This window comes from Xanthomonas sp. D-109, from assembly GCF_017746095.1.
GTDB lineage: Bacteria > Pseudomonadota > Gammaproteobacteria > Xanthomonadales > Xanthomonadaceae > Xanthomonas_A > Xanthomonas_A sacchari.
This window is the reverse complement of the sequence record NZ_JAGHWV010000009.1, coordinates 154,396-168,118: the sequence shown is the minus strand read 5'-3', so window position 1 is coordinate 168,118 and position 13,723 is coordinate 154,396. Positions and strand designations below refer to the sequence as shown.

Here is a 13,723-nt window from a genome sequence, read left to right as displayed (position 1 = left end):
CGCCGTTTGACAGCGTCTCGCGGCTCTCGTGTCTACCAGATCGACCAGTCGTCGCGATGGCCCGCGCTTTGCCCGCCGGACGCTTGCAGCCCGTTTACGATTTGTTTACAAAGAATTCCACGCCGTCGCGGTGCAGGGGGTCGCAGCGGCCGACCCACATCCTTTCTGGAGAGAGAGACGGATGAATTTCCTGCACCGCCATCCTTTGGTCTTCGCGGTATCCCTGGTCCTGCTCGGCGGCGTCCCCGCCATCGCCGGCGCCCAGCAACAGACGCCCCCAGCCGCCCCCGGCACGGCCACCACGCTGGACAGCGTGCAGGTCACCGGCACCCGCATCCGCCGCGCCGAAGTCGAGGGCCAGGTGCCGGTGCAGACCCTGAGCCGCGCCGACATCGAACGCACCGGCCTGACCTCCATCGGCGATGTGCTGCAGGAACTCACCGCCTCCGGTTCGGCCTTGAACGCCAAGTTCAATTCCTCCGGCAATTTCGGCTTCCCGCCGGACGGCAGCGGCGTCGGCGCCGGCTCGGCGCAGGTCGATCTGCGCCATCTCGGCGCCAAGCGCGTGCTGGTGCTGGTCGACGGCATGCGCTGGGTCAACGAGTCCTCTGCCTCGGGCGTGGGCGCGGCCACCGATCTCAACACCATCCCGCTGGCCATCGTCGAGCGCGTCGAGGTGCTGGAGGACGGCGCGTCCTCGCTGTACGGCTCCGATGCCATCGCCGGCGTGGTCAACATCATCACCCGGCGCAATTTCGAGGGTGGTCAGGTCACCCTGAACTACGGCGAGTACGACAAGGGCGATGGCGCCAGCAAGGGCGTGGACCTGGCCTGGGGCCACAGCACCGAGCGCACCAGCCTGTTTCTCGGCGCCAGCTACACCAAGCAGGATCCGATCTACGCGCGCGACCGCGCGCAGTCGCTGTATCCGATTCCCGGCACCGGCCTGACCTTCGGCAGCTCGGCCACGCCTGACGGGCGCTTCATCTTCGTCGACCCCAACACCGGCGCCGAGCAGAACCTGACGCCCAACAGCGGCGTGGGCACGCCGCGCTACGACGGCACCGGCGGCTGTACCCGCAGCGACGACTACCACTGCTTCACCACCGCCGACCGCTACAACTTCGCCGCGTCCAACCTGCTGCTGACGCCGTCCGAGCGCAAGGGCGTGTTCGGCCAGTTCCGCTTCTTCTTCAACGACGACGTGCAGTGGTACCTGAAGCTGCTCGGCAACCGCCGCGAATCGACCAACCAGGCCGCGCCGGAGCCGATCTTCCTCGGTCCCGACGCCGGCACCGGCAATCCGCTGGCCGACAACATCGTCATCTCCGCCGCCAACCCGTACAACCCGTTCGGCTTCGCGCTGGATTCGGGCAGCAACCTGATCATGATCGGGCGCCGCCCGGTGGAAGGCGGTGCGCGCGTGTTCGAGCAGCGCGTGGACACCCAGTACGTCGGCACCGGCTTCATCGGCAGCTTCGAGGGCGCCGACCGCACCTGGTTCTGGGACGTCAATGGCGCCTACAGCAAGAACAAGGCCGAGCAGACCAACTACGGCAGCTACAACATCTACAACATCAACCTGGCGCTGGGCGATCCGGCGGCGTGCGCGGCGGTGGCCGGCTGCGTGCCGCTGAACATCTTCGGCGGCGCCGGCAGCATCACCCCGGACATGCTGCGCTGGATCCAGCCGGTGGTGCACGACCGCAGCCAGAACGAGCTGACCCAGTTCACCGCCAACCTCAGCAGCGACCTGTTCCGGCTGCCGGCCGGCGCGGTGTCCTTCGCCACCGGCGTGGAGTACCGCAAGTACGAGGGCTTCTACCGCCCCGATCCGCTGACGGTGATCGGCCACTACAACGGCGTGCCGTCGCTGCCCACGCAGGGCAGCTACGACGTCAAGGAGGCCTACCTCGAACTGAGCGTGCCGATCTTCGCCGACTCGCCGCTGGGCGACAAACTCGACCTGAGCCTGGCCGGGCGCTATTCCGACTACTCCACCTTCGGCGGCAAGTTCACCCCGAAGTACGGCCTGCGCTGGCAGGTGGCGCCGGACTTCGTGCTGCGCGCCAGCTACGCCGAAGGCTTCCGCGCGCCCAGCATCGGCGAACTGTACGGCTCGGCCGCGCGCGCCGACCTGACCCTGTCCGACCCGTGCTCGATCGGCCTGGGCGGTACCGCGCCGCGCGGCAGCGCCAGCAACTGCGCCGCGCTCGGCGTGCCGGCCGGCTACCAGCAGGCCAACTCGCAGATCTCGGTGACCACCGGCGGCAACCGCGCGCTGGAGCCGGAGAAGGCGCGCAGCTTCAGCGCCGGTTTCGTGTGGAGCCCGTGGTTCGCCAGCAACGTGCCGTGGTCGGACCGCTTCGACGTGGAGGTGACCTTCTACCGCCACGACATCGACGGCGCGATCCAGGCGATCAACGCGCAGACCCAGCTCGACCTGTGCGTAGACACGCTGTCGCCGACCTACTGCGACGGCATCACCCGCGCCTCCACCGGCGGCATCAACGGCTTCAACAACCGCTTGACCAACCTCGGCTCGATCAAGACCGACGGCTGGGACGTGGACCTGTTCTGGAACTCGCCGGAGACCGCCGCCGGCCGCTTCAAGATCGGCTGGCAGAACACCTTCGTCACCCGCTACGTCGCCACCGGCGCGGCCGGCCAGGTGCAGCCGCAGCGCCCGGGCGTGGAGGTGGTGGACAGCTCGATTCCCGAGTGGACCAGCAACCTGAGCCTGGACTGGTCGCGCGGCCGCTGGAACGCGTCGTGGACGCTACGGCACATCTCCGAGCTGACCGAACAGTGCGGCGATGCGGTGGCGTTCCCGGTGTGCAGCAACCCGGTGGCCGGCACCAACACGCTGGACGCGATCACCTACCACGACCTGCAGGTCGGCTACCGCTTCGACTGGCTCAAGGGCCTGACCCTCAGCGGCGGCGTCAATAACGTCTTCGACAAGGACCCGCCGATCTGCCTGTCGTGCTCGCTCAACGGCTACGACGCCTCCACCTACGGCATTCCGGGTGGGCGCTACCTGTATGTGCGGGCGGATCTGAAGTTCTAGTCGCTGCCTACGCCTGACACCCTGCGGGAGCGTGTGTTCGCTCCCGCAGGCGTATCGATGCGAGCTGTAGGAGCGGCTTCAGCCGCGACGGACGTTCCCGGCAATGCCCGTCGCGGCTGAAGCCGCGACGACGCGCTACAAGAATCGACCGTGCTGCCTCAGCGCAGCAAGTGCTGCGGCACGTCGATCTCGGTGGCCACCGCCAGGTGGTCGGAGAAGGCGGCAGGCACCGCCCGCTGTTCGTTGCAGCGCAGGCCGTCGCTGACCAGGATGTGGTCGATGGCGCGCTGCGGGCGCCAGCTCGGGAAGGTCGGCACCACGCAGCCCGGCGGTTGCAGCCGGGTGCGTTTGTAGAGCAAATGCATTTCCGGGCGGTCGGCGACGCAGTTGAAGTCGCCCATCAGCACCGCGTTGGGATGATCGGACAGCAGTTCGGCGATGAAGGCCAACTGCGCCGCGCGCGAGTTGGCGCCCAGCGACAGGTGCGCCACCGCCACCGCCAGGCCTTCGGCGCCGTTGCCGAACTTGGCCAGCAACACGCCGCGCCCGCCGAGCCGGCCGGGCAGGGCGTGGTCCTGCACTTCTACCGGTTCCAGCCGGCTGAGCAGGCCGTTGGCGCTGGACGCCACGCCGCCCACGCGGCGGTTCGGCTGGTGGCTCCAGTAGTTGAAGCCGGCGCGCTCGGCCAGGTAGTGGGTCTGGTTGGTGAAACCCGAGCGCAGGCTGCCGGGGTCGGCCTCCTGCAGGCCGACGATGTCGTGGTCGCTGGCCAGTTGCGCGATCGCGTCCAGGCTGCTGCGCTTGCGCCCGGCCGGCAGCGCATGCGACCAGCTGCGGGTCACGTAGTCGCTGTAGCGGCGCGTGCTGGAACCGGCCTGGATGTTGGCGGTCAGCACGCGCAGGGTGCGGGTGGCGGGAGCGGTCACGGCGGTGCGGCCCGGGGCGGACGGCTTACTTGGCCATCGCCGCGCGCTCGCGCGCGATCAGGTGATCGGCCACGCGCAGCATGTCGTCGTAGCTCTTGCCCTTGACCAGGTACTTGCCGTTGATGATCAGCGACGGCGTGCCGGTGATGCCGCTGCGGGTGGCGAACTGCTTGGCGCGGTTGGTCTTGGTGGCCACCGCGAAGCTGCCCATGGTGTCGGCGAACTGCTTCGGGTCCACGCCGTACTTGGCGTAGAAGTTGGCGATGTCCTGCACCGAGTCGCGGCCGCGCTCGCCCTTCAGGGTTTCGTCGACGTGGATCGCCTTGTACAGCGCCTCGTGGGTCTTCTCCTGCACGCCCAGCGCCTCGGCGGCGTAGAACGCGCGGGCGTAGTCGTCCCAGGTGCCGCCGAACATCGCCGGCACATAGACGAAGCGCACGTCGGAGGGCAGGCCGGCCTTCCACGGGCCGATCAACGGCTGGAAGCGCGCGCAGGCCGGGCAGACGTAGCCGAAGATCTCGGCCACCTCGATCTTGCCGTTGGTCGGCTGGAACGGCTGGCCGCCGGCGATGTCGACGTAGTCGGTGCCGGCGACCGGCTCCGGACCGTTCGGGGTCTTGGCGGCGACCGGCTTGGCCGCGGCGGCGGTGTCGCCGTCGGTGGCGGCGGGCTGCGCGGCGGCATCGGCGGTGGTGGCCGCAGGCGTGGCCGGGGTCTCGGCGGGCGTGGCGGCATTGTCGCCGGCGGCAGGCGCAGCCGGGGCTGCGGCGCTGCCGGAGGCGGGGGCGACGGTGTCGGCAGTGCCGTCCTGGGCCTTGCATGCCACCAGGATCGGCAGCAAGGCCATCAGGGTCAGGGCGAAGCGGGTCTTCATCGGCGACATCTCCAGCAGGATGGGGGAAAAACGCCGGACGCGCCGCAAGCGCGGTCCGGCCACCCCGTCATGATGCCATGGCGCGGATGAAGCGCCGTGCGCCGATTACTTGCCGGCGCGCTCGCGGGCGATCAGCGCGTCGGCGATGCGCAGCATGTCCTCGAAGTTCTTGCCCTTGACCAGGTACTTGCCGTTGACGATCAGCGCCGGGGTGCCGGCGATGTCGGCGCGCACGGCGAAATCGCGCGCGGCCTTCACCTGCGCGGCGACCTGCGGGCTCTGGTAGGCGGCGATGAAGGCCTGCGGCTTGACCCCGAAGCCGGCGTAGAACGTGGCCAGTTCCTCCGGCGCCACGTTTTGCACCGGCACGCTGCGCTTGTCGTGGATGGCCTCGAACATGGCGCGGTGGCTGCGGCTCTGCACGCCCAGTTGCTGCGCGGCGTAGAAGGCGCTGGCGAAGCTGTCCCAGTAGCCGCCGAACGCCGCCGGCACCAGGGTCAGGCGCACGTCCTTGGCCTGCTTGCCGGCCCATTCCTCCAGCAGCGGCTCGAAGTGCGCGCAGTGCGGGCAGGTATAGCCGAACACTTCCACCACCTCGATCTTGCCGGCCAGCGGCGCGAACGGCTTGGGGTCGGCGATCAGGGTGTAGTCCTCGCCTTCCACCGCAGTGGCGGACTTGGGTTGCGCGCAGGCGCTCAACGGCAGCAGGGCGAGCAGGCACAACAGCAGGCGGGGCAGACGATTCATGCGATCTCCAAGGCAAAAAACGAACGCCGGTCGTCGGGACCGGCGCGAAGGGGAAACGGGCCGGCGCCGCCGCGGCGGCGCGCGGTCAGGATTGTTGCGCGGGCGGCGGCTGCTGTGGCGTTGCCGCGGCCGGTGCGGCCTGCGCCGCGGCCGCGTCGTCGGCGCGGTCGTGCAGGCCCTGCAGGTAGCTGCCCAGCGCCTTGATCTCCTGGTCGGTCAGCGGCTTGGCCACCTGCGCCATGATCTTGAACATCGTCGGATCGCGTTCCTGGGTGGTGCCAGCCTGGTATTCCTGCAGGCGCCGCGCCACGTAGTCGGCGTGCTGGCCGCCCAGGTGCGGGTAGGCGGGGCCAGGGTTGCCGGCGCCGGCCGGGCCGTGGCAGGCCATGCATGCGGGGATGCCGCGGGTCGCATCGCCGCCGCGATACAGCTGCTGGCCGACCTCGTAGAACTTCATGCCGGCGTACGGGCCGTCGGCGATCACCGCATCGTCGGCGATGCCGGCGCCGGCCTTCTGCGTGGCGAAGTAGGCGCCGATGTCGCGCATGTCCTGCGTGCTCAACGGCTGCACGAACGGCACCATCGCCGCGACCGCGCCGCTGGTGCGCTCGCCGTGCGCGATCAGCGCCATCTGCCGCGCGCTGTAGCGCTCCATCTGGCCGGCGATGCGCGGATACATGGCGATGGCGGGATTGCCGTCCGCACCGTGGCAGGCGGCGCAGGCCGCGGCCTTGGCCTGGCCGGCCTTGGGGTCGCCCCAGGCGGCCTTGCCGACGTCGCTCTCCAGCGGCGTGGTGCGCACCGGAGCGTGGTCTGGAATGGGAACCACCGAGGTCTGCGCGAACGCGACCGCGGCGGCGACGGAAACCGCTAGACCGGCAAAGGCAAGAACGCGAGCGTGGCGCATTGCTGAAGCTCCGTATGACCCGACCCCGCGGCTGCCGGGCCGGCGACCGCACTCGCGCGATTATCGGCATGCCGCGGCCCGGCGGTCAACGAAGCCCGCCCGGGGCCGCGGACGTGCGATCCTAGGCGGATGTCGCTGATCCTCGAACGTGCCCACTATCTGCTGTCCGCCCACAATGCCCGTCAGTTGCCGGACGACGGCGGCTGGGAGGTGGCCTTCGCCGGCCGCTCCAACGCCGGCAAGTCCAGCGCGCTGAACGCGCTGACCCGGCAGAACGCCCTGGCCCGCGTGTCCAAGACGCCCGGCCGCACGCAGCAACTGGTGTTCTTCCAGGTCCAGCCCGAGCGCTACCTGGTGGACCTGCCCGGCTACGGCTACGCCAAGGTGCCGCAGGAACTGCAGGCGCACTGGCAGAAGTTCATCGACACCTATTTCCGCACGCGCGAGGCCCTGCGCGGGCTGGTCGTGGTGATGGACATCCGCCATCCGCTCAAGGACTACGACCGGCAGATGCTCGGTTACGCGGTGCAGCGCGGACTGCCGGCGCATGCGCTGCTGACCAAGGCCGACAAGCTCGGCCGCGGCCAGCAGGCGCAGGTGCTGCAGCAGGTACGCAAGGAGCTGGCCAGCGCGTTCGGCGACACCGTCAGCGTGCAGGCTTTCTCTGGCGAGAGCCGCCAGGGCGTGGACGAGTTGCGTGGCATCGTCGGTGGCTGGCTGGGGTTGGACACGGAGCCGACTGCCGCGGAGTGAGTAGGGTGGCGCTGGATTCGGCCTCTTGCGCTTGAATGCTGCGAGACGCTTTCGCGCCGGACCCTCACCCCAACCCCTCTCCCGAGGGGAGAGGGGCTAGCAGCCGTTCCTTCTCCCATTGGGAGAAGGTGGCCCGCAGGGCCGGATGAGGGTACGGGCGAAGCCTCGTGCGGCCGAACTTTGCGAGACGCTTTCGCGCCGGACCCTCACCCCAACCCCTCTCCCGAGGGGAGAGGGGCTAGCAGCTGTTCCTTCTCCCATTGGGAGAAGGTGGCCCGCAGGGCCGGATGAGGGTACGGGCTAAGGCGCCGCCGGCAACGGCGAAAACTCCGCCGGCACCCATGCGAAGGCCTCGCCCTCGCGGCGCACGTGGCCCAGGCCCGGGAACGGCAGGTGCGCGCCGGCCACCCACCAGCCGTGGTCCGCGGCCTGCGCCAGCATGCGCTTGCGCGCGGCGATCGCTGCGGCGCGGTCGCTGTCGGCCTCGTACGAGGCCTGCGGTTGCGCGAACTGCACCGCGTGGTAGTGCACCAGATCGCCCCACACCAGCAATTGCTGCCCCGCACCACCGTCGAAGCGGTACGACACATGCCCGGGCGTGTGCCCGTGGGTGTCCAGCGCCACCGCGCCGCCCGGCAACGCATCGCCGGGGCGGAAACGGCGCAGCCGCTGCGCGGCCTGGTACGGCGCCACCGCCGCGCGCGCCAGGGGGAAGGCGAAGCGCAGCATCTGCGGCGCGCCGGCCTCGCTGGCCGGATCCAGCCAGTACGCAGCGTCGGCAGCGCTCAGCCACACCGTCGCCTTGGGATAGGCGGGCTGGCCCTGCGCATCAAGCAGGCCGCACAGGTGATCGGGATGGGCGTGGGTCAGCAGCACGTCGTCGACCTGCTCGGGTGCGTAGCCGGCGGCGCGCAGATTGGCCAACACCTGGCCGAGCCCGGGGCCGAAACAGGTCGCGGTGCCGGTATCGACCAGGGTCAGGTGCGTCCCGTCCTGGATCAGGTAGGCGTTGACCGCGGTCTGCAGGCCCTTGTCGTTCTCCGGCACGTAGCGGTGGTCGAGCAGGCGTGCGATCGCCTCTGGCGGGATGTTCGCCAGTTGCGCGCGCGGCAGTGCCACCGTGCCGTCGAACAGGGCAGTGATGCGCAAGCGGCCGACCGCCTGGCGATAGACGCCTGGCACCTGCGCAACGGCGCTCTCCGGCGCGGCGGCATGGGCGATGGGCGGCAGTGTCAGCGCCGCGCTGGTGGTCAGGGCCAGCGCGCACAGCGCGCGCAACGGGAACACGGACATGGGGATTTCCTGGCAATGCGGCAGGTGCCGCGGTACCGGCATGCTGCGCCGGTGCCCCGGCGCGATTCGCTCATTCCGCTGCGCGCGGCGCTCAATGCCGCCGCGGCTCAATTGCCGATGCTGGCCGGATCCAGGCCGTAGCGTTGCTGGAAGCGTTGGCTGAAGCTGCGCACCGAGCGGTAGCCGGCGTGCGCGGCGACCGTCTTCAGCGGCCAGCGCGTGGTGTACAGCAGCTGCATCGCATGCGCCAGGCGCGCATCGGCGAGCAGCTCGCGCAAGGAGGTGCCTTCGCCGGCCAGGTGCCGGCGCAGGGTCGCACCACTCAGTCCCAGGTGGTCTTCGATGTCGCGCGAACGCCAGTCGCGTTGTGGCTGTGCGGCGATCAGCTCGCGCACCTGCGCCGCCACGCTCGGCGCCGGCGGCAGCAGCAGGCCGCCGTGACCTTGCCGGCACAGCGCCACCACCAGCGTTGCCAGCGCCAGCCGCGCCTCTGTGTAGCGGCCGTCCTGCAGCGCCTGCCGCCATTGCAGCAGGGTGCTGCCGAACGTCTCGGCACGCAGGCGCGCCAGTTCCGCGCCGGCGGCGGGCAGCGGCTCGTTCCACAGCACGCGGGCGGCGCTCAGCGCTTCCTCGCACAGCGGCACCAGCACGCTCAGGTACAGGCCGCTGTGCGGATCCGGGATGTTAACCACATCGATGCGGCAGCGCCGGGTCACCAGGAACAGATCGCCCGGCACGAAGTCCAGCGTCTGCGTGGCGGTGCGCACCTGCTTGCGGCCCTGCAGCAGGATCGCCAGCTGCGGCCGCGGGATCTCCACCGAGCGCGCGCCGTGTTCGCGGCGGGCGCTGATGCAGGCGTAGCCCTCGGCCTGGGTACAGTCGGCCAGGCTGGACAGGCGCGCGAGCAACAGGGCGTCGGGAGAGGTGGTGTCGGCCATGGCCGTGATGCTAGCGCAGCGCAGCGCGGCGCGCGCTCAGAGCAAAGCGCCAAGCTGCTACGTCGCAGCCGGCCGGACCACCACGACTGCGCTGGTGCCGGCCCCGCAAACTGCCGGTCTCGGCGCGCCACAGGCCGGTTCCCCGCGGTCTGGCGACTGCGCAGTCGTTTTGTCAGCCACGCTTACCTGGGAGGTTGCATGACCTCGATGGTGATCCCGTCGGGCCCGCTGACGTAGGCAACGACGGTTCCCGCGCGTGGCCCTGCCTCGATCGGCCGCGGAGATCCTTTCAAGTGCCATCCCTGCGCCTGGATCCTGGCGACGGCCACGTCGAGATCCGTCACGGTGACGGCAAGATGGGCTGCGCCGATCGCGCCAGCGCTTGTGGGTGTCTTGCCCAATGTGCGGGCTGTCGAGTATTCCAGCAGTTCGATGGGAAAGCCGGCAGGCGAGACCACCAGCGCCATGCGGCAACGAGGATCGTCGACGCCCGTCACCTCGCGCAGGAAATCGCCGCCCATTTCGCCTGTGCGCACGAGTTCGAAGCCCATGGCCTCCGTCCAGAATGCGATCGCCTGCTCCAGCGATGACACGGAAAATCCCATGTGGTCGACGACGAAGGTGCCAGCGTTAATTTTCAGTCCTCCAGGTCAGGTTCCGTTTTGAGCGATGGGCGTGCGGTTGCCTCGCATTTCGGGGGAACCGGTGTCGGCCATGCCGGCGATGCTACCGCAGCGCGCGGCGCGACTGCTCAGACATGCACGCCGAACACATGGCCGATCGCGCCGCTGGCGAGCATCGCCGCCGCGCCCCAGAACACCACGCGCACCGCGCCGCGCAGGCCCGAGGCGCCGCCGGCGCGCGCGGCCAGCGCGCCGGTCAGCGACAGGCCGACCAGGGTGGCCGCGCCGGTCACCCACAGTTGCCGGCCGTCCGGCGCCAGCCAGGCGGCCACGATCGGCAGCGCCGCGCCGCTGCAGAACGCCGCGGCCGACGCGGCGGCCGCCTGCAGCGGACGCGCACGCAGGCTCTCGGTGATGCCGAGTTCGTCGCGCGCGTGCGCGCCCAGCGCATCGTGCGCGGTCAACTGCTCGGCGACCTGGCGGGCAAGGCCGGGATCGAGCCCGCGCTGGCGATAGATCGCGGTCAGTTCCTCCAGTTCGCTCTGCGGATCCTCGTGCAGTTCGCGCCGCTCCAGCGCCAGGTCGGCGCGCTCGGTGTCGGCCTGCGATTGCACAGACACGTATTCGCCGGCGGCCATCGACATCGCGCCGGCGACCAGGCCGGCAATGCCGGTGGTCAACACCGTGGCCGCCGACGCGCCGCTGCTGGCGACGCCGACCACCAGGCCGGCTACCGACAGGATGCCGTCGTTGGCGCCGAGCACGGCCGCGCGCAGCCAGCCGGCGCGGTCGGTGCGATGGCGTTCGGAGTGGGTCGGGCGCATGCGTTGCCTGCCGCGGGCGGTGAGGGAGTCCGCAGCCTACCGAAGCCGGCGCCGCGGGCGCTTGCTGCGTCTCACTCTCGACGCCGCGGCGGCGCGGCCGTGGAATGCTGCAGTGCCGCCGGTAGCGATATGGGCCTCACCCCCGGCAGGCTATAGTGCGGGCCTTGCGATGGCCGGGCCCGGCCCCCACATCGCCTCACCCGCCGTGCGAGTCCTGCCCTTGTCGAGCCCCAGCCACGTTGCCGAGACGCCGATCACCGACCGCGCCGAACTGGTGCAGGTGCTCGCCTCCGGAGAGAAGCCCGAAGCGCAGTGGCGCATCGGCACCGAGCACGAGAAGTTCGGGTTCCGCCTGGACGACCTGCGGCCGCCGACCTTCGACGGCGAGCGCGGCATCGAGGCCCTGTTGCTGGGCCTGACCCGCTTCGGCTGGGAGCCGGTGCGTGAAGCCGGGCACACCATCGCCCTGCTGCGCGACGGCGCCTCGGTGACGCTGGAGCCGGCCGGCCAGTTGGAACTGTCCGGCGCGCCGCTGCCGACCATCCACGATACCTGCGTGGAAGTGGGCAGCCACCTCAACGAGGTCAAGCAGGTCGCCGACGAACTGGGCCTGGGCTTCCTCGGCATGGGGTTCCAGCCGAAGTGGCGCCGCGACGAGATGCCGTGGATGCCCAAGGGCCGCTACCAGATCATGAAACACTACATGCCCAAGGTCGGTTCGCTCGGCCTGGACATGATGACCCGCACCTGCACGGTGCAGGTCAACCTGGACTACGCCAGCGAAGCGGACATGATCAAGAAGTTCCGCGTGTCGCTGGCGCTGCAGCCGATCGCCACCGCGCTGTTCGCCGATTCGCCGTTCGCCGACGGCACGCCCAACGGCTACCTCAGCTACCGCTCGCACATCTGGACCGATACCGACGCCGACCGCACCGGCATGCTCGACTTCGTGTTCGAGGACGGCTTCGGCTACGAGCGCTACGTCGACTATCTGCTCGACGTGCCGATGTACTTCTCCTACCGCGACGGCACCTACGTGGACGCCAGCGGACAGAGCTTCCGCGACTTCCTGCAGGGCAGGCTGCCGGCCTTGCCGGGCGCGTTGCCGACCTTGCGCGACTGGTCCGACCACATGACCACCGCGTTCCCGGAAGTGCGCCTGAAGAAGTACCTGGAAATGCGCGGCGCCGACGCCGGCCCGTGGGGCCGGCTGTGCGCGCTGTCGGCGTTCTGGGTCGGCCTGCTGTACGACGATGCCGCACTGGATGCGGCTTGGGACCTGGTCAAGGACTTCACCCTGGTCGAACGCCACGCGCTGCGCGACGGCGTGCCGAAGCAGGCGCTGAAGCTGCCGTTCCGCAACGGCACCGTGCAGGACCTGGCCGCAGAGGCGGTGAAGATCGCCCTGGACGGCCTGCGCCGCCGTGCGCGCCTGAACCGCGACGGCCAGGACGAATCGCGCTTCCTCGAACCGCTGGTGGAAATCCTGCACGCCGGCGAGACCGCGGCCGAGCGCAAGCTGGCGCTGTACCACGGCGCGTGGCAGGGCGACATCGATCACGTGTTCCGCGAGTTCGCGTACTGAGCGTCGCGCCGCGCGCAGGCACGACGGTGACCGCAATCGAGGACATCGCGGGCCTGTTCCAGGACGAGCCGCCCACATGGGGCGGCCGTGGCGATCCGTATCTGTGGGAGGAGATGGCGTCGACCCTGGCCGGCGTGCCGCTGCCGGCGACGTCCGCGCAGTGCGAGGCGCTGCTGACCGACACCTTCGCGCGCCTGGTCGGCACGGCACTGCACGACGCCTCTGTCGAGTCGGTGTTCGTGCCGCGCCTCAGCCATGGCGGCATGTCCTCGGGGTACGTCAGCCTGGTGTTCTGGCGGACGACCGCACTGCCGCTGTTGTTGGGGCGTCATGCCGCGGCGCTGGCGCAGCGACGTTGAGGCGGTGCGCGTCGCCGCGGGCGACGCCACCTGACCGTGCCGCTGAGTGCCGTTTTGCCTGTTGCGGCGTCCTGCCGGCGCGCTGGCTGTACCAGCGCGGTGATCGCCGCATGCGCATGGCGCGACGCGGCTAGAGCGTTCGGCGATCGGATGTGGCTGCAGGCGATGGCGCGGGGAGCGGCCAGGCGGCACTATTGTCGACTCGTCTTCAGGGGGACGTATGCATCAGGCACCACCGCGGTCCAACTTTGTCACCATCCTGGCCTCGATCTTCATCGCACTCTCCGGTTTCGGCACGGTGATCGGCATCATGCAGGTCTTCGTTGTGTTCGCCATGTTCGATCACGTGCAGTTCGCCGATGCGGTGCACAGGTTTCCGCCAGGAATGCCGCCGACGATCGCCTTCATTTTTTCGAACTTTCGTTGGTTGTTTCTTGGAACTGCGCTGTTTTCGGCGTGGACCCTGGCGAGTTCCATCGGGCTTCTGCGGCGGTTGAATTGGGCGCGGTGGTGTTTCATCGCGGCCATGTCGCTGGTGATCGCATGGAACCTGGGCGGCGCAGTCGTGCAGGTGCAGATGATCGCGTTCATGCAGAAGCAGCTCGCTGTTGCGCAGATGCAGGGCGCGCCGGACATGCGGCCGATGCTGTGGGCCATGGCGGCGATCGGCGTGGTCTTTGCGGCGGGCTTCGTCGCCTTGCATGGCTGGATCATCGCGCGCTTGCTGTCGCGATCCGTGACGGCCGAGTTTCGGCGACCCTCCGCGACAGGTGCCGGCAACCCGGTGCCGCCGATCCGTTGAACGGCATTTTGCGCGTTCCGCG

13 protein-coding genes are annotated in these 13,723 nt (G+C 69.8%); 5 read left to right on the top strand and 8 right to left on the bottom strand.

What is annotated here, in order from left to right; genetic code table 11:
• Positions 1–181 precede the first annotated feature (181 nt).
• Positions 182–3,070, top strand: a complete 2,889-nt coding sequence (locus J7357_RS10355) for a TonB-dependent receptor (RefSeq protein WP_209246212.1) — start codon at positions 182–184, stop codon at positions 3,068–3,070.
• Between the two features lie 158 nt (positions 3,071–3,228).
• Here the strand turns inward: J7357_RS10355 and J7357_RS10350 are convergent, their stop codons facing one another.
• From J7357_RS10350 to J7357_RS10335, 4 genes are all read right to left on the bottom strand, one after another.
• Positions 3,229–3,996, bottom strand: coding sequence for an endonuclease/exonuclease/phosphatase family protein (locus J7357_RS10350; protein ID WP_209246210.1), 768 nt, complete (start codon positions 3,994–3,996; stop codon positions 3,229–3,231).
• Positions 3,997–4,021: 25 nt separating this feature from the next.
• Positions 4,022–4,870 (bottom strand): thiol:disulfide interchange protein DsbA/DsbL, encoded by an 849-nt coding sequence (locus tag J7357_RS10345; protein WP_209246208.1) that lies wholly within the window; start codon positions 4,868–4,870, stop codon positions 4,022–4,024.
• Positions 4,871–4,975: 105 nt separating this feature from the next.
• The gene (locus J7357_RS10340; protein ID WP_209246206.1) at positions 4,976–5,617 is read right to left on the bottom strand and encodes a thiol:disulfide interchange protein DsbA/DsbL; all 642 of its coding nucleotides are present in this window, start codon (positions 5,615–5,617) and stop codon (positions 4,976–4,978) included.
• A gap of 85 nt (positions 5,618–5,702) precedes the next feature.
• On the bottom strand, positions 5,703–6,524 hold the full coding sequence (locus J7357_RS10335; RefSeq protein WP_209246204.1) for a c-type cytochrome: 822 nt from the start codon (positions 6,522–6,524) through the stop codon (positions 5,703–5,705).
• A 129-nt stretch (positions 6,525–6,653) separates the two neighbouring features.
• Here J7357_RS10335 and yihA point away from each other — a divergent pair, with 129 nt between their 5' ends.
• Entirely contained in the window at positions 6,654–7,277 is a 624-nt protein-coding gene (gene yihA / locus J7357_RS10330; RefSeq protein ID WP_209246202.1) for a ribosome biogenesis GTP-binding protein YihA/YsxC, read from the top strand.
• Between the two features lie 300 nt (positions 7,278–7,577).
• Here yihA and J7357_RS10325 read toward each other — a convergent pair whose 3' ends face one another.
• The 4 genes from J7357_RS10325 to J7357_RS10310 form a co-directional block, all read right to left on the bottom strand.
• A complete protein-coding gene (locus tag J7357_RS10325; RefSeq protein WP_209246200.1) occupies positions 7,578–8,570 on the bottom strand; it encodes an MBL fold metallo-hydrolase in 993 nt (330 codons plus the stop codon).
• A 107-nt stretch (positions 8,571–8,677) separates the two neighbouring features.
• On the bottom strand, positions 8,678–9,508 hold the full coding sequence (locus J7357_RS10320) for a helix-turn-helix domain-containing protein (RefSeq protein WP_209246198.1): 831 nt from the start codon (positions 9,506–9,508) through the stop codon (positions 8,678–8,680).
• 182 nt (positions 9,509–9,690) lie between these two features.
• Entirely contained in the window at positions 9,691–10,113 is a 423-nt protein-coding gene (locus J7357_RS10315) for a VOC family protein (RefSeq protein ID WP_209246196.1), read from the bottom strand.
• Between the two features lie 146 nt (positions 10,114–10,259).
• Positions 10,260–10,955 (bottom strand): VIT family protein, encoded by a 696-nt coding sequence (locus J7357_RS10310; RefSeq protein ID WP_209246194.1) that lies wholly within the window; start codon positions 10,953–10,955, stop codon positions 10,260–10,262.
• Between the two features lie 220 nt (positions 10,956–11,175).
• On the opposite strand from J7357_RS10310, the gene J7357_RS10305 reads away from it, so the two are divergent.
• The 3 genes from J7357_RS10305 (at position 11,176) to J7357_RS10295 (ending at position 13,701) form a co-directional block, all read left to right on the top strand.
• Entirely contained in the window at positions 11,176–12,540 is a 1,365-nt protein-coding gene (locus J7357_RS10305; RefSeq protein WP_209246192.1) for a glutamate--cysteine ligase, read from the top strand.
• Positions 12,541–12,566: 26 nt separating this feature from the next.
• On the top strand, positions 12,567–12,899 hold the full coding sequence (locus J7357_RS10300; protein ID WP_209246190.1) for a hypothetical protein: 333 nt from the start codon (positions 12,567–12,569) through the stop codon (positions 12,897–12,899).
• 220 nt (positions 12,900–13,119) lie between these two features.
• Positions 13,120–13,701 carry a hypothetical protein gene (locus tag J7357_RS10295; RefSeq protein ID WP_209246188.1) on the top strand — a complete coding sequence of 194 codons (582 nt, stop codon included), beginning with the start codon at positions 13,120–13,122 and terminating at the stop codon, positions 13,699–13,701.
• Positions 13,702–13,723: the final 22 nt, after the last annotated feature.

Excerpts from the sequence above, each read along its gene's own strand:
- J7357_RS10335 (WP_209246204.1), bottom strand. The coding sequence starts at position 6,524 with ATGCGCCACGCTCGCGTTCTTGCCTTTGCCGGTCTAGCGGTTTCCGTC.
- J7357_RS10320 (WP_209246198.1), bottom strand. The coding sequence starts at position 9,508 with ATGGCCGACACCACCTCTCCCGACGCCCTGTTGCTCGCGCGCCTGTCC.
- J7357_RS10295 (WP_209246188.1), top strand. The coding sequence starts at position 13,120 with ATGCATCAGGCACCACCGCGGTCCAACTTTGTCACCATCCTGGCCTCG.
- yihA (WP_209246202.1), top strand. The coding sequence starts at position 6,654 with ATGTCGCTGATCCTCGAACGTGCCCACTATCTGCTGTCCGCCCACAAT.
- J7357_RS10325 (WP_209246200.1), bottom strand. The coding sequence starts at position 8,570 with ATGTCCGTGTTCCCGTTGCGCGCGCTGTGCGCGCTGGCCCTGACCACC.
- J7357_RS10340 (WP_209246206.1), bottom strand. The coding sequence starts at position 5,617 with ATGAATCGTCTGCCCCGCCTGCTGTTGTGCCTGCTCGCCCTGCTGCCG.
- J7357_RS10345 (WP_209246208.1), bottom strand. The coding sequence starts at position 4,870 with ATGAAGACCCGCTTCGCCCTGACCCTGATGGCCTTGCTGCCGATCCTG.
- J7357_RS10355 (WP_209246212.1), top strand. The coding sequence starts at position 182 with ATGAATTTCCTGCACCGCCATCCTTTGGTCTTCGCGGTATCCCTGGTC.
- J7357_RS10315 (WP_209246196.1), bottom strand. The coding sequence starts at position 10,113 with ATGGGATTTTCCGTGTCATCGCTGGAGCAGGCGATCGCATTCTGGACG.
- J7357_RS10310 (WP_209246194.1), bottom strand. The coding sequence starts at position 10,955 with ATGCGCCCGACCCACTCCGAACGCCATCGCACCGACCGCGCCGGCTGG.